This is a genomic window from Bacillus sp. LSHTCR4 (assembly GCF_057197025.1).
Window position 1 is genome coordinate 23,575 of record NZ_JBXUNO010000008.1, and the last position, 23,077, is coordinate 46,651.

The 23,077-nt window shown below is 35.6% G+C and carries 22 protein-coding genes and 2 riboswitches; of the genes, 12 read left to right on the plus strand and 10 right to left on the minus strand.

Features of this window, described 5'->3' with window-relative positions:
- Window positions 1-26: 26 nt before the first annotated feature.
- Window positions 27-935: an NAD(P)-dependent alcohol dehydrogenase gene (locus AC2CGR_RS26635; RefSeq protein ID WP_484481357.1), complete on the minus strand. Its 909-nt coding sequence runs from the start codon at window positions 933-935 to the stop codon at window positions 27-29.
- 135 nt (window positions 936-1,070) lie between these two features.
- On the opposite strand from AC2CGR_RS26635, the gene AC2CGR_RS26640 reads away from it, so the two are divergent.
- From AC2CGR_RS26640 to AC2CGR_RS26660, 5 genes are all read left to right on the plus strand, one after another.
- Complete coding sequence (locus AC2CGR_RS26640; protein WP_087996374.1) at window positions 1,071-1,835, plus strand: DUF6612 family protein; 765 nt, start codon at window positions 1,071-1,073, stop codon at window positions 1,833-1,835.
- Between the two features lie 125 nt (window positions 1,836-1,960).
- Complete coding sequence (locus AC2CGR_RS26645) at window positions 1,961-3,397, plus strand: FAD-binding protein (RefSeq protein ID WP_484481358.1); 1,437 nt, start codon at window positions 1,961-1,963, stop codon at window positions 3,395-3,397.
- On the plus strand, window positions 3,394-3,927 hold the full coding sequence (locus AC2CGR_RS26650) for an MFS transporter (protein WP_484481359.1): 534 nt from the start codon (window positions 3,394-3,396) through the stop codon (window positions 3,925-3,927). The genes AC2CGR_RS26645 and AC2CGR_RS26650 overlap by 4 nt, the downstream gene beginning before the upstream one ends.
- A 78-nt stretch (window positions 3,928-4,005) precedes the next feature.
- Entirely contained in the window at window positions 4,006-5,727 is a 1,722-nt protein-coding gene (locus tag AC2CGR_RS26655) for a DUF3981 domain-containing protein (protein WP_484481369.1), read from the plus strand.
- A gap of 165 nt (window positions 5,728-5,892) precedes the next feature.
- Window positions 5,893-7,104: a multidrug effflux MFS transporter gene (locus tag AC2CGR_RS26660; RefSeq protein WP_131102690.1), complete on the plus strand. Its 1,212-nt coding sequence runs from the start codon at window positions 5,893-5,895 to the stop codon at window positions 7,102-7,104.
- 33 nt (window positions 7,105-7,137) lie between these two features.
- On the opposite strand, the gene AC2CGR_RS26665 is transcribed toward AC2CGR_RS26660, so the two are convergent.
- Entirely contained in the window at window positions 7,138-7,584 is a 447-nt protein-coding gene (locus tag AC2CGR_RS26665) for a hypothetical protein (RefSeq protein WP_484481360.1), read from the minus strand.
- 274 nt (window positions 7,585-7,858) lie between these two features.
- Here AC2CGR_RS26665 and AC2CGR_RS26670 point away from each other — a divergent pair, with 274 nt between their 5' ends.
- Entirely contained in the window at window positions 7,859-8,362 is a 504-nt protein-coding gene (locus AC2CGR_RS26670) for a hypothetical protein (protein ID WP_071723407.1), read from the plus strand.
- A 16-nt stretch (window positions 8,363-8,378) separates the two neighbouring features.
- Here the strand turns inward: AC2CGR_RS26670 and AC2CGR_RS26675 are convergent, their stop codons facing one another.
- Window positions 8,379-8,594, minus strand: a complete 216-nt coding sequence (locus AC2CGR_RS26675; RefSeq protein WP_071723405.1) for a DUF3951 domain-containing protein — start codon at window positions 8,592-8,594, stop codon at window positions 8,379-8,381.
- Between the two features lie 165 nt (window positions 8,595-8,759).
- Window positions 8,760-8,865, plus strand: a riboswitch (SAM riboswitch).
- Between the two features lie 136 nt (window positions 8,866-9,001).
- Between AC2CGR_RS26675 and AC2CGR_RS26680 the strand changes: the two genes are divergently transcribed.
- The 5 genes from AC2CGR_RS26680 to AC2CGR_RS26700 are packed head-to-tail and all read left to right on the plus strand — an operon-like array spanning window position 9,002 to window position 14,301.
- The gene (locus AC2CGR_RS26680) at window positions 9,002-9,919 is read left to right on the plus strand and encodes an ABC transporter permease (RefSeq protein ID WP_071723403.1); all 918 of its coding nucleotides are present in this window, start codon (window positions 9,002-9,004) and stop codon (window positions 9,917-9,919) included.
- Window positions 9,920-9,935: 16 nt separating this feature from the next.
- Window positions 9,936-10,940 (plus strand): ABC transporter permease, encoded by a 1,005-nt coding sequence (locus AC2CGR_RS26685; protein ID WP_000501525.1) that lies wholly within the window; start codon window positions 9,936-9,938, stop codon window positions 10,938-10,940.
- Entirely contained in the window at window positions 10,897-11,907 is a 1,011-nt protein-coding gene (locus tag AC2CGR_RS26690) for an ABC transporter ATP-binding protein (protein ID WP_484481361.1), read from the plus strand. Before AC2CGR_RS26685 ends, AC2CGR_RS26690 begins: the two co-directional genes overlap by 44 nt.
- The gene (locus tag AC2CGR_RS26695; protein ID WP_000205663.1) at window positions 11,904-12,677 is read left to right on the plus strand and encodes an ABC transporter ATP-binding protein; all 774 of its coding nucleotides are present in this window, start codon (window positions 11,904-11,906) and stop codon (window positions 12,675-12,677) included. Before AC2CGR_RS26690 ends, AC2CGR_RS26695 begins: the two co-directional genes overlap by 4 nt.
- A gap of 13 nt (window positions 12,678-12,690) precedes the next feature.
- Window positions 12,691-14,301: a peptide ABC transporter substrate-binding protein gene (locus AC2CGR_RS26700; protein ID WP_000714108.1), complete on the plus strand. Its 1,611-nt coding sequence runs from the start codon at window positions 12,691-12,693 to the stop codon at window positions 14,299-14,301.
- Between the two features lie 16 nt (window positions 14,302-14,317).
- On the opposite strand, the gene AC2CGR_RS26705 is transcribed toward AC2CGR_RS26700, so the two are convergent.
- The gene (locus AC2CGR_RS26705; protein ID WP_001221561.1) at window positions 14,318-14,785 is read right to left on the minus strand and encodes a YusW family protein; all 468 of its coding nucleotides are present in this window, start codon (window positions 14,783-14,785) and stop codon (window positions 14,318-14,320) included.
- A gap of 172 nt (window positions 14,786-14,957) precedes the next feature.
- On the opposite strand from AC2CGR_RS26705, the gene AC2CGR_RS26710 reads away from it, so the two are divergent.
- Window positions 14,958-15,173: a hypothetical protein gene (locus AC2CGR_RS26710; protein WP_033685880.1), complete on the plus strand. Its 216-nt coding sequence runs from the start codon at window positions 14,958-14,960 to the stop codon at window positions 15,171-15,173.
- A 44-nt stretch (window positions 15,174-15,217) separates the two neighbouring features.
- Here the strand turns inward: AC2CGR_RS26710 and AC2CGR_RS26715 are convergent, their stop codons facing one another.
- The 6 genes from AC2CGR_RS26715 to modB form a co-directional block, all read right to left on the minus strand.
- Window positions 15,218-16,858, minus strand: coding sequence for a peptide ABC transporter substrate-binding protein (locus AC2CGR_RS26715; RefSeq protein WP_270184602.1), 1,641 nt, complete (start codon window positions 16,856-16,858; stop codon window positions 15,218-15,220).
- A gap of 506 nt (window positions 16,859-17,364) precedes the next feature.
- On the minus strand, window positions 17,365-19,005 hold the full coding sequence (locus tag AC2CGR_RS26720; RefSeq protein ID WP_131101256.1) for a peptide ABC transporter substrate-binding protein: 1,641 nt from the start codon (window positions 19,003-19,005) through the stop codon (window positions 17,365-17,367).
- Between the two features lie 132 nt (window positions 19,006-19,137).
- A riboswitch (SAM riboswitch) is annotated at window positions 19,138-19,242 on the minus strand.
- Between the two features lie 152 nt (window positions 19,243-19,394).
- Window positions 19,395-20,228 (minus strand): aldo/keto reductase, encoded by an 834-nt coding sequence (locus tag AC2CGR_RS26725; RefSeq protein ID WP_484481362.1) that lies wholly within the window; start codon window positions 20,226-20,228, stop codon window positions 19,395-19,397.
- A 1-nt stretch (window position 20,229) separates the two neighbouring features.
- Window positions 20,230-21,033, minus strand: coding sequence for a pyrroline-5-carboxylate reductase (proC, locus tag AC2CGR_RS26730; protein WP_000956266.1), 804 nt, complete (start codon window positions 21,031-21,033; stop codon window positions 20,230-20,232).
- Window positions 21,034-21,245: 212 nt separating this feature from the next.
- The gene (locus tag AC2CGR_RS26735) at window positions 21,246-22,097 is read right to left on the minus strand and encodes a GRP family sugar transporter (protein WP_000353544.1); all 852 of its coding nucleotides are present in this window, start codon (window positions 22,095-22,097) and stop codon (window positions 21,246-21,248) included.
- Between the two features lie 300 nt (window positions 22,098-22,397).
- Window positions 22,398-23,072, minus strand: coding sequence for a molybdate ABC transporter permease subunit (gene modB, locus AC2CGR_RS26740; protein ID WP_000006670.1), 675 nt, complete (start codon window positions 23,070-23,072; stop codon window positions 22,398-22,400).
- Between the last annotated feature and the right edge of the window lie 5 nt (window positions 23,073-23,077).

A 23,077-nucleotide genomic window follows, 5' to 3' on the forward strand; every position in this document is an offset into this window, starting at 1 on the left:
ACCTTCTTTTTTAATCCTTATATATTTTATTTTAAGGTAATTGAAACATTCCCTTTTTTATGCCCGTTTTCTACATACATATGGGCTTCAGCAATCTCTTCTAACCGGTAAGTTCTATCAATAACAGGCTTTAAATTTTCTGTTTCAGTTAGTTTTTTTAGTAGAAACATATCTTCTTTACTTACTTTTGCCATCATTCCATTAACAGATACATATATTCCATTAGGTGTTAATACTTGTTTACAAAGGGATTTTTTATATTTTCCAACTGCATCAAATATAACATCATAGTCTTCCCCCCGTTTAGTAAAATCTTGTTTCGTATAATCGATTACTTTGTCAGCTCCTAAAGATTGCACGAGTTCAAAATTTGAATGACTACAAACAGCTGTAACGGTTGCGCCGAAATATTTAGCAAGTTGTACGGCAGCTGTTCCTACTGATCCAGATGCGCCATATATTAGTACTTGTTGCCCCCTTTTTATACGGGCCTTTCTTAGGAAGTGTAGTGCCGAAGTCGCGCCAAAGGGAATAACTGCTGCTTCCTCATACGTTACATTGGTAGGTTTTAATGCTACTAATCCACTTTCATGTACACATGTATATTCTGCATAACCACCGACATTAAGCTCTGTTAATGCAAAAATTTGATCTCCTTTTTTAAATTGAGTTACATCTGTTCCTATTTCTTCGATTTCGCCGGATAACTCTACACCGAGTATAGGCTTTCTCGGTTTTCTAAAACCTAATATGATTCGCATAGGAATCCAAAATAAGAGAGGGCTATTAAACCCACGTATTCTACAATCTCCAGTCGTTACACTCGTTGCGTGAATCTTGACTAATACTTCGTTCTTTTTAGGTATAGGTTTCTCTATAGTTTGAAGCTGAAGAACGTTAGGTGGCCCATACTTTGTGCAAATAATTGCTTTCATAATGACCTCCTGAAATGAGTTGTTGTTATTTATATCATATTTAAAATTTTCATCAAACATGTTAAATAATGAAATTGAAAATCATATGGATTTAAAAGAAAAAACAGTGGTATTATTTGGTAAAGGGGGATTTTTATGAAGAAAATCATGATAGCTTCTAGTTTGTTACTTACAATTGGTTTAGGGGTAGGGTGTAGTAGTGATAAAGTATCAAAGACGGATGGACCCAAAACGGCATCAGTAAAGAAAGAGAAGGAATTAGCCGCAAAGGATGTTTTTAATAAGGCGTATGAAAACTTAAAAAATGAAGAGTATGTAACGTTGATGCAGAATATGGACATAAAGGCTGACGGACAAGAACTGAGTATAGTGAAGGCTAAAATACAAATAGAGCCAAAAACAAAGAGTTCTCGTGCTGAAATGAATGTTTCGGGTACTGATATTATCATTTATGGTGTAAATGATAAAATTGTTGGTCAAGTGAAGAATCCTAATACGGGTGAAGTTATATCTATACCAGAGGAGAAATTAAATATTAGTGGGATGAATGCAGCCAAGAGTGTGAAAGAGAATGTAGAAATCCCGCCAGAAATTGTACAAAAAATGAATATAGAAAAAAGCGGAGACAAATATAAATTAAAGCTCAGGTTAAAAGGAAAAGATGCAGAGAGTATTTTAGGTAGTATAGGTGAAACGCAGAAGAAAGCATTAGAAGCACAGAATGCAAAGGTAGAAGAGATAGATGCAGAATATATGATTACAAAAGATTTTAAATATGAGTCATTGAGAATGGATATAGTTGTGAGTAGAAATAGTAAGGAGAAAGCACATTTTATGACGGATATAAAATATACATCGTATGAAAAATTTGATCCAATACAGTTGCCAGCAACGAATTGATTGATTTGCAGAGAGATGCCCCAAAAAAGTAAGGGCATCTCTCTTTTTTCGTTACTAACATATTTTCTTCTTAGAAAAATAGGTACAATATGTAGTGAAAGAAATTCAAACAAGGAGAGTGTCATTTGAAAAAAAGAAAGATAGTAGTGGCCATTGTAGCGTATACCGTTTTGCTTGCAACGTCTGTATATACATATAAAAAACAACTGGATCATCCTATTATAAGTGATGTAGGTAAATTGCTTCCGACAAAAATAAAACGTGTTGAAAGTGCTACGGATGAGCACTCGTTAATAAAATTAGTGCAAGATGCAAATGTTTCTGGAGAGAAGATTTCTATTGCTGGTATGCAACATAGTCAGGGCGGGCAGACGTATTATCCACATGGTACGATGCTTGATATGAAAGGGTATAATAAAATATTAGAATTTGATCCAGAGAAGAAGCGCATTACAGTTCAAAGTGGTGTCACGTGGAATGATATTCAAAAGAAAATAAATCCATATGGTCTTGCGGTTCAAGTTATGCAATCTCAAAATATTTTTACGGTTGGCGGTTCATTAAGTGTAAATGTACATGGTCGTGATATTCGTCATGAAGCATTGATTGATACAGTAGAGTCGTTTAGATTGCTAATGGCGGATGGTACGGTGCGTAATGTAAGTAGAGAAGAGAATGCAGATTTATTTCCTTATGTCATTGGCGGTTACGGGTTATTTGGTGTCATTTTAGATGTGACCTTAAAGTTAACAAATGATGAATTATATGAAACGCACACGAAAATGCTAGATTATAAAGAATACATGTCTTATTTCAAAGAGAAAGTGAAAAAAGATGAAAATGTTCGTATGCACTTAGCTCGTATTTCTGTTGCTCCAAATTCATTTTTAAGAGAAATGTATGTGACAGATTATACATTGGCACAAAACCAAAATATGAGGGAGGAGTATAGTGAATTAAAAGAAGAAACTATTATAGCAGCGCCTAAATTTTTACTTGGATTATCACGCTATAGTGATTGGGGAAAAGATACGTTCTGGGATATACAAAGAAGTTATTTCGAACGTACAGATGGAAAGTATGAGACGCGAAATAATGTTATGAGGTCAGATAGTGCCTTTATGGAATATGAAAATCCGAATAGGACAGAGGTGTTACAAGAATATTTTGTGCCTATAGATTCTTTCACGGAATACATAGATGATTTACGTAACGTATTAAATGAGGAAGAGTTTAATTTGCTCAATATTACGATTCGTTACGTGGAAAAGAATGAAAATGCAGTTTTATCATATGCGAAAGATGATATGTTTGCGTTGGTCCTTTTAATTAACCAGGGCCGCTCAGAGGGTGAGATAAAGAAAACAGAAGATGTCATTCAGAAAATGGTCGATGTTACTTTGAAACATAATGGTAGTTATTATTTACCGTATTATTCTTATCCAACGAAAGAGCAGTTAAAGAGAGCATATCCTCGTATAGAAGAGTTTCTTCAGAAGAAAAAAGAAGCGGATCCAAAAGAGAGATTTGTGAATTTATTTTATAGGGAGTATACGAAATGACATATAGAAGATTTGTAGCTTCACAAAGCATCATTATGATGGCAGGAAGTATGGTATTTCCTTTTTACATTCTATTGCTTCGGAATGTTGGAAATAGCTTCTCACAGTTTGGCTGGGCATATGGCTTATTTGCCTTAACTTCAGCTCTAGTATATCCGTTAGTTGGAAGAATCTCTGATAGAGTAGGTGATAGAAAGTTACTAATTATATACGCCTGGTCTATAGCAATATTAATGCTTTGTTTTCCTATTGCAACAGAAGTATGGCATGTATACATTCTTCAAATTTTAATGGGTATTTTAGGGGCTGTGCAGCGTAATACAGAGAAGACGTCGTTAGCACGAAAAGTTGTACAAGAAAATGCTGGTTATGAGATTGGAAAATATCATGTGTGGACATCGATTGGGGGAGCAGTAGCAATTATTGCAACAGGATATTTAGTAGATTTCTTTACGATCGGCACGATTTTTTATATTGCATCTATCTTATATGTAGTAAGCGGAGTTGTATTAAGTAGTAAAAAAATATAACGATTCCCATTTTTACCTGAATAACCTTTATTTGTTATACTAAAGGGGAAGACAAAAGAAAAGGGGACATTGCCTTTGATGAAATTTTTAATTTTAGCTATTCTCACTTTGTTTTTGATTCCATGGACAAGAAGAAGCGGTAGTAAACTTCGAGCAGTGGATAAGAAAGGGGATGAGAAGGTTGTAAAGGGTAAGAAATCATCCATTTTAGTTATTCCAGTTTTATTTTGGATAGGTATTGCAATCTATGAATATTTTTGGCTAATTGATGATCGAGCAGATTCAATTCTTACTCATTATTCTGTTGCAGTAGCAATTTTAATTGGGCTTGTTTTATTTTCACAAGATCAAATAGGAAAATTAGAAGGCACATTAAAAGGAATTCTAATGTTTGTTTTACTCGCAAGTTACGGCTACTTTGGTTATTTGCACGATATAGTAATCTCGCAAACGAAATATGATTCTGTTGTAAAGGTAGAGAAAGATATTTCAGAGCCATTTACTGAAAATGATCAGCCGTTTACAGTGCCGCCAAAGACAGCGGAGAATAAGATGAAAAAAGTATTTGGGGATATTCCGAAAGTAGCTTATTTTGAGCTAGGAGAATTAACGCCACAAATGGTAAATGGTGAGGCTTTATACGTAGCACCGATTGAAGTTTCAGGATTTTTTAAAGCTCGTAAAGCGGAGACAATTCCAGGGTACGTCACGATGTCAGGTACGAATCCTGATGCAGAAGCGAAACTGCACCTTGGTTATAAAATGAAATACGTGCCAAGCATGTTTTTCGGAAATAATTTAGAGCGTGTGGTAAGGCAAGCAGAACCAAATTTAATTTTTAAAGGAAAACCTAAATTTGAAGTTGATGATAAAGGGAAACCGTATTACACAATGACGTACGGCGAATTTATTTCAGGAAGATCTGGATTTGAGGTAGAGGGCGTTGTAGTAGTAGATGCACAAACAGGTGAAGTGAAAAGATACGATAAAGGAAAGGCACCTAAATTTGTTGATGGCGTATTAAATCACGAGACTGCATCTACGTTAAATACGTACTTCGGTAAATACATTCACGGATTTTGGAATACAAAATTCTCGCAAACTGATATGAAGATCCCGACTGAGTGGGGAACGAAAGAAGGAGTCACACCGATTTTCGGTAAGGATGGAACACTATATTACTTTACTGATTTCACTTCTCCGAAAGAAGGAGTAGATTCTGCACTAGGTTATTCACTTATCGATGCGCGTACAGGTAAGTTGTATTACTATAACGGAAAAGAAGTAAAGGGAATTATGGATGGTTCGGCTGCTTCGGAAGTCGTGGATAATTCCTTTAAGAGAGAAAAGTGGCATGGAACGATGCCGGTTATTTATAACGTATACGGTAAACCTTCTTGGATTGTACCTGTTATTGATGACGGAGGATTAGTACGTGCCCATACTGTTATCTATGCTTCTAATGCGAAAATATTTGCAACAGGTTCGACGCAAAAAGAAGCGCTTGAGAATTATAAAAATGCGCTGAATGGAAGTGGAGATTCATTTAGACCGACTTCAAATGGAAAAGAGGCGCAAAAAGAAGGCACTGTACAACGTGTATATAAAGAAAAATCAGGTGAAAATACAATCGTGTACGTACTGTTAGAGAATGAACAAAAAGTATTTATGATACCTGTGAAGAAATTCCCATATGCTATGTTTACAGAAGTGGGAGATCCAATTCAAATCACATATTTAGATACAGGAGAGGCGATGTCTTCCGTATCTAAATTTACAAATAGTAATTTGAACAAGTAAAGCGATAGAAATTCTATCGCTTTTTTTACAGAATTAAACAGGAAAATGCGCTATACTTGACGTATGTTTATGTTGTAACTATAATTGTTACGATTTAGTATGTATAGGAAAGGGTGAACGAAAAAAGTGAATGAAGTTAATCAGGAAATATATAAGCCTGTAAAGATGAACAGGTTATGGATGATTCTTGTATTAGGAACACTTACGGCGATTGGGCCATTATCTATTGATATGTATTTACCTTCGTTACCGAAATTAACGGATGACTTGCAAACAGGTGCATCCCTAGCCCAGCTTACATTAACAGCTTGTTTGCTTGGGCTTTCAGTAGGACAATTATTTGTTGGCTCAATTAGTGATATTTACGGAAGACGCAAACCTCTTATTATTGCTCTCATTATTTATGTTGCTTCTTCTTTACTTTGTGCTGTTGCGCCATCTATTTGGACTTTAGTGTTATTACGCTTCCTACAAGGAGCTTCAGGATCAGCCGGGATTGTTATATCACGTGCAATGGTACGTGACATGTATTCAGGTTCTGAAATGACGAAGTTCTTCTCACTGCTTATGTTAGTAAACGGAGCAGCACCTATTTTGGCACCGATTATTGGGGGACAATTATTACAGTTTACAACATGGCGCGGTGTTTTCATCGTTCTTGGAGCAATTAGCGTATTCATGTTAATCTCAGCCACTTTCGTATTGCGTGAAACATTACCTCCTGAAGAAAGAGAAACGGGTGGTTTGTCAGGAACTTTGGCGACGTACGGAAAATTGTTAAAGGACCGTCTGTTTATGGGATATGCATTGTCACAAGGATTAGTAACAGCGGCAATGTTTGCATACATTTCGGGTTCACCATTTGTGTTGCAGAACATATACGGAGCATCACCACAGCAATTTAGTTTATTCTTTGCAATCAACGGTATCGGTATTATTATTGCTAGTCAGGTTACGGGTCGTTTAGCGGGGAAAGTGAATGAGAAGACATTATTTGTCTCTGGTATCATTATTGCAGCTGTTGGTGGTTTATCTTTACTACTGACAATCTTACTAGGAATAGGGTTAATTGGTGTTTTATGCTCGTTATTCCTTGTCGTATCAAGTGTTGGGGTTGTCTCAACAACTGGGTTCTCATTAGCGATGAGAAATCAAAAACAAGCTGCAGGAACAGCATCAGCTTTATTAGGCTTATTACAGTTCATTTCAGGAGCGCTTGTTGCACCTCTAGTAGGTATTGGTGGAAGTAATACCGCATTACCGATGGGTGTTGTGATAGCTCTTTGTGAAGTTGGTGCGGTACTATGCTATTTATTTATGGCTAGAAGAAGTGAAAAGCAGTTTGAACTGCAAGCAAGACAAAATTTAGAGGCTTAACAAAAAAGAACTGATTCAAAGGGAATATTTGAATCAGTTCTTTTTTTTATTTCTTTGAAATACCTCATACATATTATTCATGATCGTATCATATAAAACAGCAAGTTTATCCCACACCCAGCGATTACTATCAACTTCTTTTTCCCCGCAGTCGATAATATCGGTATGGTCGGTAATTTTATACGCTTTTTTAACGACAATAGGAGCAATTTTCGGTATACGTGGGATTTCTTTTAAGATATCTGCGAAGTTTCCAATGTAGACATGATCGATGATTTCGATTGTTAATGATTTATCTGATATATTTAGCACTGTATGAAATTGATTTGTATGTTGTTGTTTTAAATATTGGGCTAACTTAAATGGAGCATGCTTCTTTTTTAATACGCGGCGAAGGCTCTCTGTATTTTCGATATGAAGTGATTTTTCGCGAATAAGGACACGAATATCTTCTCCCATAAAAGGGATTGTATTGTACATAGATGATTCTCCTTAAAAACTTACATATGTTTGCGTTATGCATATGTAAGTCTAGCATGGTTTGTTCTTTATGTGTGCTTACAGTTTTGTAAGGTGCTGTAGTAAAGCAGTGCAAAAGTTATTTGTATAAAGTGACGATACTGTGACAAACATGTTGGTATATATATTACGATGTCGTCTTAAGTGTAAAAAGTAGGATGTTCTCGGTATAATAACAAGTGGAGATAAAAGAAACTATAATGAGTAGTAGCTGTAGATAAAAGGAGAAGAAGAGATGAAGAAGGTTTTGGGTATTGCTGTAATGGGAAGTATGATCCTTCTAGCAGGATGTAATGGAAATAAGGATACGAAAGAACCGAAAGAAAAGGTAGAGCAATCTACAGAGCAAACAGAAGAGATGAAAGAATACCGTGCAGTACATGAAAAATACGATATGAAAATGAATAAAGAAATTAATAACGCACTGCAGCTATTTGAAGTGGCAAAGGAAAAGGGCGGTAAGGAAATAACGACTGCTACATATAAAGAAAATGTGCAAAAGGTAACGACAAATATGTTAGAAGATATTGATCATATCCGAAAAGAAATTCGTGTTCCGAAGTCGAAAGAGCAAGAACATGAGGTATATGTCGGTTTCTTGAATGAATCGGAACAAGCAATGAAAAAATTACAGAAGTTAGCTAAAGAAGAAGATTCATCGTTGATTCGTGATATAGAAATTAATTTTGCAACAGCATCGACATACTATAAACGTTTTCAAGCAGAAACGAAAAAATAACCTTGCCTATGCAAGGTTATTTTTTCTTCTTGCCATCTTCGTCTTCATCCTCGGATACTAATATCTTCTGTTCTTCGTGAAATTCGGAAATAGTTTGCCCGGTAATTTTATCGAAAGGGGTATAAAAAGAAGTTATACTTTTCTTTTTGATGAAGAGTTTGTAGAAGCCGATGATGACAAGTATAACGATTGTTAAGGGTAATCCTATAGTAGCTAGAAGTAAGGGGTCCATCTTATAACTCCTTTCATATCTTTTTTATCATAAGCGAAATACGATATAGATAAATAAAAGTATTAAAACTGATTTTTCTAAATATATCCAATTTGATTGACTTTTCATTTTTTCAGAATTATAATTCGAAATATACAATTTGAACCAAATAATAATATAGCAATTTACTTATCCAGAGAGGTAGAGGGACTGGCCCTATGACACCTCAGCAGCGGGTTCTTTAATAGGAACACCGTGCTAATTCCAGCAAGCAAGTCTTGAAAGATAAGTGATGGGCCTTTGTTTATTAAGCCTTGATCTTATTTTTTAAGATCAAGGCTTTTTGTATTCTAAAAAGAGAAAAGGGAGTAATGGAAAAAGTACGTTTATAAAACTAAGTAAATATATGTGTTTAGGGGGTTATTGAAGTGTATGTAATTAAAAAATTATCAGTTATGGTGTTCACGCTATGGGTTATTACGACGGTGACATTTCTAATTATGCATATTATTCCGGGGGATCCATTTTCATCAGATGCAAAAATCTTTCCTGAAGAAGTGATCCAAAACATGAGAGCGAAGTATCACCTTGATGAACCGTTATGGAATCAATATGTTGCTTATTTAGACGGCGTAGTTCATTTTGATTTTGGTGAATCTGTTCAATCAACCGGGCAAGGTGTATCAGAGATTATAACAACTGGTTTTGGTCCATCAGCAATTATTGGTTTACAAGCACTTGTTATTTCATTGCTAGTCGGAATTGCTGCAGGTACATTTGCTGCTCTCTATCATGGGAAGGTAATTGATTACGGTGTAAGTTTACTTGCCATCCTCGGTATTTCTATTCCGAGTTTTATTTTAGCACCACTATTTATACAAGTATTCGCTATTCAATTCGAGCTTTTACCAGTAGCCTCTTGGGGTACATTTGAACATACGGTATTGCCATCCTTTGCATTAGCGTTAGGACCAATCGCAGTGATTACAAGATTTGTTCGCTCTAATATGATCGAAGTACTGCAGAGTGATTATATTAAGTTAGCGAGAGCGAAAGGTATACCGATTAAGAAGATTATTATAAGACATGCTCTTCGAAATGCAATTGTTCCGGTACTTACATTTGTTGGACCATTAATGGCGGGACTTTTAACAGGTACTTTCGTTATTGAAAAGATTTTTTCAATTCCTGGTCTCGGAAAATATTTTGTAGATAGTATTTTTAATCGAGATTATCCAGTGATTATGGGAACAACCATTTTTTATAGTGCACTTTTAATTGTATGTATTTTTATTACAGATATTATTCATCGTATTGTTGATCCACGTATTCGTTCTATTACGTAAGGAGGGAGATGTTTAGATGGGGGCTTATGAAATTAATGACCAGTTATTAACAAATGAAGAGAAAAAAGAATTAACAATAAATAAAGATCAGCAAAAGATTAGCCGAAAGAAAGAAGTGTTTCGTAAGTTTGTATCGAATCCAATCGCAGTTTTAGGATCAGTGACGTTATTACTCATTATTGTTTTCTCACTTGTTGGTGAAAGTTTAACGCCATTTACTGCGAGTGAACAAGTAAAAGAGGCAACAAACTTACCACCTAGTAGTGAGCATTGGTTCGGAACAGATGATTTGGGAAGAGATATATGGGCGCGTACTTGGGCTGGCGGGAAAATTTCATTAACAGTTGGATTAGTGGCAGCTGCTCTTGATATAGGACTTGGTGTGCTAATCGGAGGATTTAGTGGATATGTGAGAGGGCGCAATCGCCTTGGGACATTAATTGATGAGTGGATTATACGAGGAATCGAAGTGTTATATGGTATCCCATATTTATTAATTGTTATTTTACTATTAATTGTTATGAAACCAGGTCTTTTTACCATTATCATCGCCCTTGCATTAACAGGATGGATTGGTATGGCACGTCTCGTTAGGGCGCAAGTTTTATCTTTAAAACAAAGAGAGTTTGTTATTGCAGCGGAGCGATTAGGTACATCACATATGAAAATTATATACGGGCATTTAATTCCGAACTTAACAGGCATTATTATCGTAAATTTATCATTTACAATTCCAGCAGCTATTTTCTCAGAATCATTTTTAAGCTTTATCGGACTAGGAGTGCAATCACCGGCAGCAAGCTGGGGGACGATGACGAATGATGCACTTGGGACATTACTAAGCGGGGAATGGTGGCAGCTATTCTTCCCAGCAATCATGATTGCGCTCATTATGTTCGCGTTTAACGCAATTGGTGATGGTTTACAAGATGCAATTGATCCAAAAATCGTAAAACGGAATCGAAAGGAGAAAAAACATGGGACAGCTCTTATCTTTAGAAAACGTAACGTTAGCCGTTGAAAAAGAGAATAGTAAACAAGCAATTGTGAAGCATGTTTCCTTTTCTATTAGCGAAGGTGAAATAGTTGCGCTTGTAGGAGAAAGTGGCTCGGGGAAAAGTGTTACAGCACAATCTATTATCGGCTTAAATCAAGAATCAATTCATATTGATGATGGAAATATATCTTTTGAATCAGAGGAATTAACGAATCTACAAGAATCAGAATGGAATCAAATTCGTGGGAAAGATATTGCTTTTATCTTTCAAGACCCACTTTCATCTTTAAATCCGACGATGAAGGCGGGAAGGCAAATTACAGAGGTGATTTTGCAACACGAAAAGAAATCGAAAAAAGAAGCAAAAGAAATTGCGATTAACTTATTAAATGATTTAGGGATACATGAAGCAGAGAAACGCTTTGAACAGTATCCATATCAATTAAGCGGAGGCATGAGGCAACGTATTTGTTTAGCAATTGCATTTGCCTGCCACCCAAAACTCGTTATTGCGGATGAACCTACGACAGCATTAGATGTAACAATTCAAAAGCAAATTATGGAGTTATTAAAGGAAAGAAAGGAAAAGCAAAATACGAGTATTTTACTAATTACGCACGATTTAGCACTTGTACGTGAAGTAGCGGATCGAGTAGTTGTGATGTATGGAGGACGTGTTGTTGAAAAAGGAACGATAGAGGAAGTGATAGGTTCCCCTAAACATCCATACACAAAAAGCTTATTACAAGCAATTCCCAATATGGATGATTCCGAAAAAGTATTACGTGCAATAGAAGGGACGACACCTTCCATTGAGACGTTAAATAGCTTTGGTTGTCCTTTTGTAAATCGTTGTCCAGTAGCGATAAAAGAATGTATTCATCGTTTCCCAGAGAGAACAACATATTCCAAGGAGCATAGTTCACATTGCTGGCAACATGTTCTGGAGCATAATAAGGCGAAATCAAAAGAGAAGGTGAATGCCTCATGACGACAGATTTAATTACTGTAAAGCAAGTAACGAAAACGTATGGAAGTAAAAATAAAGAAATCGCAGCGTTAAAAGACATATCACTTGCGATCCCGAAAGGAACAACGCTTGGCATTATTGGAGAAAGTGGTTCAGGAAAAACAACACTTGGTAAGCTCATAGCTGGGATTGAGAGCCCAACGTCTGGTGAAATTGATTATAACGGTCAAGTCGTTCACAAGTTGAAGGCAGCTCATAAACGTGATTTCTTACAGAAAGTACAGTTTATTTTTCAAGATTCCACAGCAGCATTAAATCCGCGCTGGAAAGTACGCGATAGCGTAACGGAAGGTTATATTTCATTCGGTTTAGGTGATAAAGGATTAAAGGATAAAGTAGCAGGTGATGCGCTAGAACGTGTGGGATTAGATAGACGATATATTGATCGCTATCCGCACGAATTTAGCGGAGGACAACGTCAACGAATTGCTATTGCAAGAGCGTTATTGTGTGAGCCAGAAGTATTGATTCTTGATGAACCAATTTCAGCATTAGACGTTTCATTGCAAATTCAAATTGTACATCTGCTGCAAAAAATCCAAAAAGAACAAGGTTATACATATTTATTCATCGCTCACGATTTACCGATGGTTCACTATTTATGTGAAAAAGTAGCTGTCTTATACAAAGGAGAACTTGTTGAATTTGGAAATACGGACGAAGTATTCCGTAATCCACAACATTCTTATACAAAAACACTATTGGCATCAACACCAAAAATTTCAGGTTAAAGGAGAATGTAGGATGAAGAAGTTTTTACTGTTTGTCATTATGACTGTTTTAGCAATTACTTCTGTCGCTTGCGGTAAGAAAGAGACGCAAAAGGCGAGTGCTGGTAAGGGAGAAGGAGATCGATTAGTAACGAATATTGGTAGCGATCCATATACACTTGATTCCGCTATCGCGACAGATAGTACTTCAGGTTATGTAATTGGACATTTATTCTCAAGCTTATATACGCAAGATAGTGATGGGAAATATCAAAATGAATTAGCAGAGAAAGAAGAAGTAAATGCTGATGGAACTGAGTATACAATTCATTTAAAGAAAGATATTAAATGGTCAGATGGTTCTGCTATTACAGCAAATGATTTTGAATTTGCATGGAAGCGATTATTAAATCCGAAAACGGGTTCTATGAATGCGACAGAAATGTATTTTATTAAAGGGGCAGAGGCATACAATACTGGAAAAGGTGAAGAAGGACAAGTTGGCATTCAAGTCATTGATCCTCAAACATTAAAGGTAACACTTGAGCACCCAGTGTCTTCCATTAAACAAAAATTAGCAAGCTCATTATTCATTCCATTATCTAAAAAATCAATTGATGATAATAATAAATTAAAAACAGATCCAAAAGAGTTAATTACGAACGGACCATTCACATTAAAAGAATGGAAGCACAATCAGGCTATTACAGTACAAAAAAATAAAGAATACTATGATAAAAAGGTAACATTAAAAGAAATTGAGTTTCGTATTATTCCAGATTCTAAAACAGCGTACCAATTATACAAATCAAAAGAATTAGATTTACTAAGTGGTTTACCACAAGAGATGATTGAGAAAGAAAAAGGAAATAAAGAATACAAGCGTGTTGCAGGATTCTCATCTTATATTTATTCGTTTAACGTAGAAAAAGAGCCGTTCACAAATGCAAAGGTACGTAAAGCATTCTCATTAGCAGTTGATCGTAAGTTTATTGTTGAAAAACTGTATAAAAACAATGCACAAGAAGCAAATGCATTCGTTCCAGAAGGAGCAAAAACACAAAGTGGGCGTGATTTCCGTAAAGAAAAAGGTGGTTACGTTAAATTTGATCCAGCAGAAGCGAAAAAATTATTAGAAGAAGGCATGAAAGAACAAGGCTGGTCTACATTACCTGAAGTAACATTAAAGTTCACTACAGATACACAACATAAAAAAGTAGCAGAAGCAATGCAAGAAATGTTTAAGAAAAACCTTGGCGTAGATATTAAATTAGAAAATAAAGAGTGGAAGAGTTATATCGACACATATAAGCAAAGTGATTTCCAATTAGCTTATATGGGATGGGGCGGTTCTCTATTAGACCCAATTACTAAATTAGATTTATATGCAGGTGATGGTCCAAACAATTATGCAAAATGGCATAATAAAGAATTTGATGCTTTAGTGAAGGAAGCAGAAGTTGAACAAAATGAAGATAAGCGTTTTGACTTATTGCATAAAGCGGAAGATATTATGTTTACAGATTCACCATTAATTCCAATTATATTCCCGTCGGATTCCTATTTACAAAAACAAACGGTATCTGGACTTCAATATTATGTTGGATCTAAACCAGATTTAAGATATGCAAAAATAAAGAAGTAGGCAACCGCCTACTTCTTTATTTTATTTCTCTCTTATATTCTTTTTTCGTTCCATCAGAGAAGACAACTTCTAAATCAAATTTTTGATAGTCTTTATCAAGTTTGAACACGTTCACTACTTGATCGATTACTTCTTGGTCAGCAGTATCTTTATCAAATTTTAATTCTTGTAGAAGTGGGCTTAATTTTGTGATAGCCTCGTCTCCTGTTAATTTTACATCTGCTTTATGATCTTCAATTTTTGCTTCCATTTTCTTATCAGCTGCTACATTTTTATAGTCTGCTTCGTAGTCTTTCTTTGTATCTTGGTAGTCTGCCTTTAAATCGAATTCATTGAAGTTTAGTTTTAAATCTGCAGGAGCCTCGTTTTTTGCTTCTTCAGTCGTCTTTTTATTAGAAGTTGTATCTTCTTTTGCAGGAGCTTTACATCCTGTTAATACAGGTACTAGCATAAGAGCTAATAAAACTGATAGTAGAATTCTCATTATAAATTCCTCCTTATGTAAATTCGTTCTATACAAGTGTTTCCCAAAAACATGTAATTATGTATGTGTTGAAAATAAATTATTATTCCGTAGTCACAAGGGCTAATCCGCAATTTAAATCAAAAACGATTTGTATGTATATGGTAAATTGAAGTTGTGAGGAGGTACTGAAATGCTTTCTAAAACATATCAAACAATCGGCGGATTATTTCCTGCAACATATGCAGCGAATGGCTATTATACAATAATATTTGGAGGAGTTAGTTTAGAGAGAAATATTATTTCATTATTAGTTATTGTATTGGTTACACAATCAGTAGCAGTGATGACTTTAGCTATGAAAGGAATGGTAAAGGGAAGAATAAGCTCTGTAGTTAAAGAAGCATAAAATAAAAAGGTATCCTCGGTGGGATACCTTTTTATTAGCACTTATTATTTTGCAACTTTTGTCCACTTGTAGTTAAACTCACCACCGAAGTCAGTTGTTACAAGTCCTTTAATGAAAGAGCGTTGTAAGTAAGAACGACCTTGTTGGTATAAAGGAGCGACAGCACCGTCTTGTAATAGAATTTTTTCAGCTTGCTTCATTGCTTCCCAGCGAGCTTTTTCATCACCAGCTAAATCTGTTTTTACTTTATGAATTAGCTCATCGTACTCTTTGTTAGAGTATTTATCGAAGTTGTAAGCACTATCTGTTGTAAATAAATCTAAGAATGTAATTGGATCAGCGAAGTCAGGGCCCCAGCCATCAATACCGATTTCATAGTCACCACTTAACAGTAGTTTTAACTGTTGTTTACGTGGTTGTGGTTTTAAATTCACTGTTAATCCATCTAAGTTCTTTTCTAGTTCACCTTTTAAATATTCACCAGTCTTTTTAGCTAAAGCATTATCACTTGTTAAGAGTTCAATTGTTACTTTGTCAGTACCCAGTTCTTGCTTCGCTTTTTTCCAGTTTTCTTTCGCTGTTTTCACATCGTCTTTCACTAGATTTCCATTTTCTTTACGGAAGTCGTTGCCATCAGGACTTTTTGCAAATTTCGCAGGAACCATTCCTTCAGCTGCAACAGCGCCGTTATTTAAAATTGTTTCTACGTATGCTTTCTTATTCATTGCTCCGTTAATAGCAAGGCGTGCATGTTGATTTTTTAATGTTTCATTTTTTTGATTGAGTCGTAAAAATTGAATGCCAACTTCAGCGCGTTCTTTGAAGTTTGGATCGCCCTTATATTTATCAACAAACTCCGCAGTTAAAGCAACGCGATCAATTTGTCCTGAATCATATAAATTAACTTCTGTAGACTTATCTTTAACGACATTGAAGTTGATTTCTTCTAATTTCACCGTTTTAGCATCCCAATAGTTAGGATTCTTCTTCAATTGGAAGCTTTGCTCGTGTTTCCAGTTATCTAATGTGAAGGCACCGTTGTAAATTAAATGATTTGTTTCTAAACCATATTTATCGCCTTGAGACTTTAAGTACTCTTCATTAATTGGTAAGAATGTTGAGAATGTCGTTAAACTTAAGAAGTAGGGAACAGGACGATCTAGTTGTACTTCTAACGTTTTGTCATCAATAGCTTTGACCCCTAGTTGATCAATCGGCAATTGTTTTTGGTTTATTTGTTTCGCATTCTTTATATCGAAGAATAAGAATGCATATTCAGCTGCTGTATCAGGGTTTACGGCACGTTGCCAAGCGAAGACAAAGTCTTTTGCTGTAACAGGAGTCCCGTTTGACCATTTTGAATCACGCAGATGGAATGTATATTTCGTTTTATCGGGACTAACGTCAACCGACTCAGCGACACCAGGAATCGGTTTATTATCTTCTCCCATTGCATATAACCCTTCAAAAACATTACGCATTACGTTCATGGATTCCCCATCCGTTGCTTTTGCAACATCCATTGTTGGAATTTCTGAAGCAAATGATAAGTTAATTGCCTGTTTATCAGGTGCTTTATCATTTGCCTTCGCTCCGCTTGCGTTATCTTTATTTCCCCCGCAAGCAGTTAGTAATAGACTTGCCCCTAAAACAGATGCAACAACAGGTACAACCTTTTTCTTCATTGTTCGTTCCTCCCTAAATGTGTTGTTCGTAACGTCATAATGTCCATGTCTTGAAGTGTATCTATAGAAGAAGAGAAAACCTATTATAAATATGTACATGTAGGTAATCAGGTGTTCTATATGTATATACATGTTGAACTATAATTTATTATTATATGTTTCGACGTAGTAGACGTTATATTATGATGGTTAAATATTTCGTTTCTTTGATTATTTAGAATGTTAACACTGGAGAGAACTATATGTCAATAATAAAAAGTTGAGCATTAATTTTTTAAAATAATATATTAAAAAAGCGGATTTCCTCTTATTGAGAATCCGCTTTTAATACATTTTTTCAATAAAATAATTACTGTAGATAGAAAAACTTCAATTCAGCTTGCCTTTTATCCCGCATTAACGGGCAGTAAGACCCTCACCTCAAAATTCAGCGGAAGCAAAGAAGTTAGGTGGGGGATCAACTGCCCGTAAAAGCCCGATTGGTTAGGGCTGATTAAAGTTTCACTTTATTTTTCAATTTGTGCCCATTTGAAGTTTAATTGACCTGCAAAGTCTACTTGCACAATTCCTTTCACGTAAGAACGTTCTAAATAAGATTCGCCTTTTTGGTAAAGGGGAGCGATAACAGAGTCTTTAAATAATATTTTTTCGGATGCTAGTAATGCTTCCCAACGAGCTTTTTCATCACCAGCTAAAGTCGTTTTAACTTTTTCAATTGTTTCATCGAACTCCTTATTAGAGTAATGATCCAAGTTGTAAGGGTTATTCGTTGTAAACAATTCAAGGAATGTAATTGGATCAGCAAAGTCAGGGCTCCAGCCGTCAATACCGATTTCATAGTCACCTTTTAATAAAAGTGAAACTTGTTGTTTACGTGGTTGTGGTTTCACATTTACTGTTAATCCATCTAAATTCTTTTCTAGTTGTCCTTTTAAGAACTCACCAGTTTTCTTATCAAGGTCAGCATCACTTGTTAATAATTCTAATGTTATCTTTTCAGAACCAAGCTCTTGTTTAGCCTTTTTCCATAACTCTTGTGCAGATTTTGTATCAATTTTGGTTAAATCTCCGTTTATAGTACGGAAGTCTTTTCCATCAGTCCCTTTTGCAAAGTTCTTTGGAACGAGACCAAAGGTTGGTGTAGATCCATCATTTAATAACGTATTTACAAAAGATTTTCGATCAATTGTTTGATCGATTGCTTGGCGTGCAGAAACGTTTTGAAGTACTTTGTTTTGTTGATTCATACGTAAAAATTGTACGCCTACGTTCGGGCGCTCTTTAAAGTTCGCATCCTTTTTATATTTATCAACGAAATCAGATGTTAATTTTATACGGTCTAATTGTTTTGATTCAAATAAATTTACTTCTGTTGATTTTTCTTTTACGATGTTAAAATTGATTTCTTCTAGTTTGACAGTATCTTTATCCCAATAGGTAGGGTTTTTCTTGAATTTAAAGCTTTGTTCGTGCTTCCAATCGCTTAGTGTAAAAGCTCCATTGTACAAGATTGTATTATCTTCTAAAGCGTACTTATCACCTTGTTTTTTAAAGAATTCCTCGTTAATTGGTAGAAATGTTGGGAACGCTGTTAAGCTAATAAAATACGGAACAGGACGCTCTAATTCTACCTCAAACGTATGGTCATCAATTGCTTTTACACCAAGTTGGTCGGCTGGAAGTTCTTTGTTGTTAATTTTTGTTGCATTTTTAATATCAAAGAATAGAAATGCATATTCAGAGGCTGTTGCTGGATCGACAGCTCTTTGCCAAGCGAAGACAAAATCTTTCGCTGTAACAGGTGTGCCGTTTGACCATTTTGAATCTCGCAAATGGAATGTGTATTTCGTTTTATCGCCACTTACTTCATGAGATTTTGCAACACCAGGGACAGGTTTGTTACCTTCACCAAGATTATACAAGCCTTCAAATACGTTTCTCATTACTTGGCCAGAATCAGTGTCTGTAGCACGAGCTGTATCCATTGTTCGTATTTCAGTAGGTGAAGATAAGTTTAAAACCTGTTTACTAGGTGCCTCGTCTTTTGCATTTGCTCCGCTTGCTTCGTTTTTATAACTACCGCAACCAGTTAATAAAATACTTACTCCTACAACTGATGCAATACCGGGTACAAACTTCTTTTTCATTTGATTTTCCTCCTAAATAATTAAGTTTGGATGATGATGAGGGAAATGAAAAATAAAAAATCCCTCTTTTCATATTGAGAAAGAGGGATTTTTACGTACAAGTTATGCACCCGTATATAAACGAAGTCCCTCATTCTATCTTTCAAGCACAAAGCTTGCAGGAAGTGGCACAGTATTCAAAATGAACCTGTTGCCGAGGTTTCAAAGGGCCAGTCCCTCCACCTCTCTTGATACAATGAGTAAACGAATAAACTTTATTAATTTTTGTGTTTCTTTGATAATTCAAAATCTTACACCTTGAATAATGAAGTGTCAACCGAATGAAATATAGTTTAAATTTTCAGTTTTATTTAACGAAAAAACCACTGCCATATGCAGTGGTTTTTCTATTAGAAGTTAAAGTTATCTGGATCTGGACCAACGCGACGATCTTCATTTAAAGCTTGAATTGCTTTCATATCATCAGCACTTAATTCAAAGTCGAAGATGTTTGCATTTTCAATAATGCGATGTTCTTTAATAGATTTAGGGATTGTTACAACTTCGTTTTGTAGATCCCATCGTAAAATAATTTGTGCAGTTGATTTATTATATTTTGTTGCAATGTCTTGTAATGTTGGATTGTCTAGTAGTTGGCCTTGCATTAATGGTGACCAAGCTTCAAGCTGGATGTTATGTTCTTTGCAGAAAGCGTGTAGCTCTTCTTGTGCTAAACGTGGGTGGTATTCCACTTGGTTGACCATTGGCTTAATTTCAGCAATTTCAAATACGTCTTGTAAGTGGTGGATGTGGAAATTACTCACACCGATAGCACGAACACGGCCATCTTTATAAAGCTTTTCTAACGCTTTCCATGATTCAGTATATTTTCCTTTTACAGGCCAATGTACTAAATATAAATCTAAATACTCTAAACCTAATTTCTCTAATGTAGTTTCGAATGCTTGAAGTGTTGTTTCATACCCTTGATCGCTATTCCATACTTTTGATGTAATAAATAATTCTTCACGTGAAATACCTGATTCACAGATCGCTTGTCCAACGCCTTCTTCGTTTTGATAAATTGCTGCAGTATCAATGCTGCGATAGCCATTTTTAATTGCTGCTTTTACAGATTCAATTACTTCTGAACCATCTTCTACTTTAAAAACACCTAAACCGAACCAAGGCATTTTTACACCGTTATGTAATGTTGTATAGTCTTTTAAACTTGTTAAATTCATATTATTTCCCCCTAGCTTTTTTGTTTGTTGCTTCTACTGCTTTTTGAATTGCCTCTGAAAAATTATATTCATATAAAGCTTTGAGACCTTCAGCTGTGGAACCACCGGGTGTTGTTACTTGTTCGCGGAGGTTAGCTGGATCTTGCGTTTGTTCAAGCATAGAAGCAGAGCCGGAAATCATTTGAATGACAAGGTGTTTTGCGGTTGCTTCATCGACTCCATAACTTTTTGTTGCTTCAATTAAGCTTTCAGCAAAGTAATAAAGGAAGGCTGGTGCACTTCCAGTAACTGCAGTAAGCTGATGAACTTCTTCCTCGGTACAAAGTTGCGAAGTTCCAATTCCTCTTAAAAGCAGTTGCAAGGTCTCTTGATGCATCTCGTTTACTGATCGTCCCATTGTATATAAGGAGATAGACTTGCCAATTTCAGCAGCTGTATTTGGCATAATCCAAGCAACAGGTGTCCCAATGGGAAGTCTTTCTTCTAAATAAGATGGGCCAATGCCAGCGGCTACCGTTACGACAAGTTGATTCGATAGTAAAGGAGATAATTCTGCTAATAATTCTTCATGTGCAGAAGGCGGCATTGCTAAAACAATCGTATCAACAGATGTAACATGCTGCTTCCAATCTGTTGTAGTAGACACATTATATCGCGCTTGTAATTGTTCCAGTTTTTCTACGTTGCTTCGGTTAGAAACGATAATTTCTTCGATGTATTCTTTGCTTGTTTTAAGTAATCCGGAAAATATAGCTTCTGCCATACGACCAGCACCAATAAATAGAATTCGATGTTTAGTTAGCATATCCTCTATTCCTTTCTAGTGGAGATATGTTATAAAAAACGATACCATTTTTAAGAGAATTTTGTAAAAAGAAAAGGCTTATTGTGAGAAGGATGAAAATGGAGGGAAGAGGTTTAATACAAATAAGGTTATAAAAATTATTATACTTAAAAAACAGTTGTAATAAAAAATCTCTGAAGCATAACTGCTTCAGAGATTAATAATTTATAAGTTTATGCTTTTGTCATACCTAACAATACAGCGCCACCGATAATTAAAACACTACCTAGTGCAATAAAGATCAATTGACGTTTTGTTTTCTTTTCACCTAAGAATACAATCGCACCGAATGTTGAGATAACGATTCCAGTTTGAGATAATGGGAAGCTTGTTGCTACTCCGACACGTGGTAGTGAAAGAAGTAAGAATAAGTTTCCAGTTCCCCATAGTAAACCAGATAAAGCATTACGGATTGCATATTTGTTAAATGGTTTATGTTTAGATGTCAGTACAACCGCCCCAACAAACATACCAACTGCTTGTGGTAAAATAGCAGACCAACCATCGATGTTATACCAACGAATAATAATTACATATACAAGATAGCCGAAAGTAGAAACAATTAAAGTAAGAAGTCCTTTTTTCAATTGTCCTGGTGGCTGAGCATTTTCTTTATCATCTAATGATGTGAATACAACACCAACTACGATTAATAGGATTGCAATCGTTCCCAGAATGATCGTTGTAGTAGTAGTCCACTCGCGGAAAGCGATAACCCCAAAGATAGAAGTTGCAACAAGTTGCATACCAGTAGAAATCGTTACAGTAGTAGAAACACCTAACTTTTCAACTGTTTTTAATTGGTTTACTTGTCCTAAAGCCCAGAATAAACCTGAAATAAAACCAACAATCAAGATTGTCATTGTTAAAGCGGGTTGAGTAAATACATACATAATTGTTGCGAAGAATAGAGCACCGATTGTCATACCTACCGTTTGGCTATATGCACCACCGCCCATTTTTACGCTTACTAATAAGATGTTTCCCCATGCAATTGCAGGAAGAAGCGCTAATAAAATGTCCATTACAAGACTCCCTTCGTTTTGCTATACCAATATAATTACATATCGTTCTAACGATCGGTAATGCCCCACTAATAGAGTAGAAGATTACCGATCGCTAAAACAGGATGAAGAATTCACGATATAAATGCGTTTTCATTTCTTCAATTTTTGAAACACCTCCATATAATAACAGGAAATTGCCTATTTTAGAAAGTAAATTCAAATAGAATGTATATTTAAATAAAAGGTAAAATTCAGTTATTTCCCGACGGTGTATTTTTATTTCCTAAGAAATAAAAAAACAGCTTTAAAAAAGCTGCTTTACGAGTTAGTAATTCTTTTATTAATAAGCTGAATACATAGCAAAAATAGGAGGGACATACTAATAGTGATAACTACTAGTGTCCAGGCGAGCTGCATATTACTTGCATCAATCGCCATGTAAATGGCTGTTGGGATAGTCTGTGTTTTACCAGGAATGTTCCCAGCAAACATGAGTGTAGCACCAAACTCACCGAGCGCACGAACAAAGCTCAAAATCATTCCGCTTAGTAAGGCAGGAAATGCAAGCGGAAGTGTGACGTGCAGAAAAACTTGATATTCACTTGCACCAAGATCACGAGCACTTTCTTCAATTTGTACATTCGCGATAGAAAATCCTGTTTTTGCTGATTGGTACATAAGCGGAAATGCAACAACTGTAGAAGCGATGATAGCAGCAGTAGATGTGAACATAATAGATTGCTGAAATATTGATTCTATCCACGTTCCAATAGGACTGTTATTTCCAAAAATGATAATGAGAAAAAAGCCGATTACAGTTGGCGGAAGTACCATTGGTAACAAGAAAATAGTTTCTAATATTACTTTATATCTCCATGAGGAGCGTGCTAGCGCTCGTCCGATTATCGTTCCTAAAATGGTAACGATAATGGTGGCACATGCAGCTACTCGTAAAGATAGAAAGATTGGTGACAAAATAGCATCAAAGCTCATGGCAA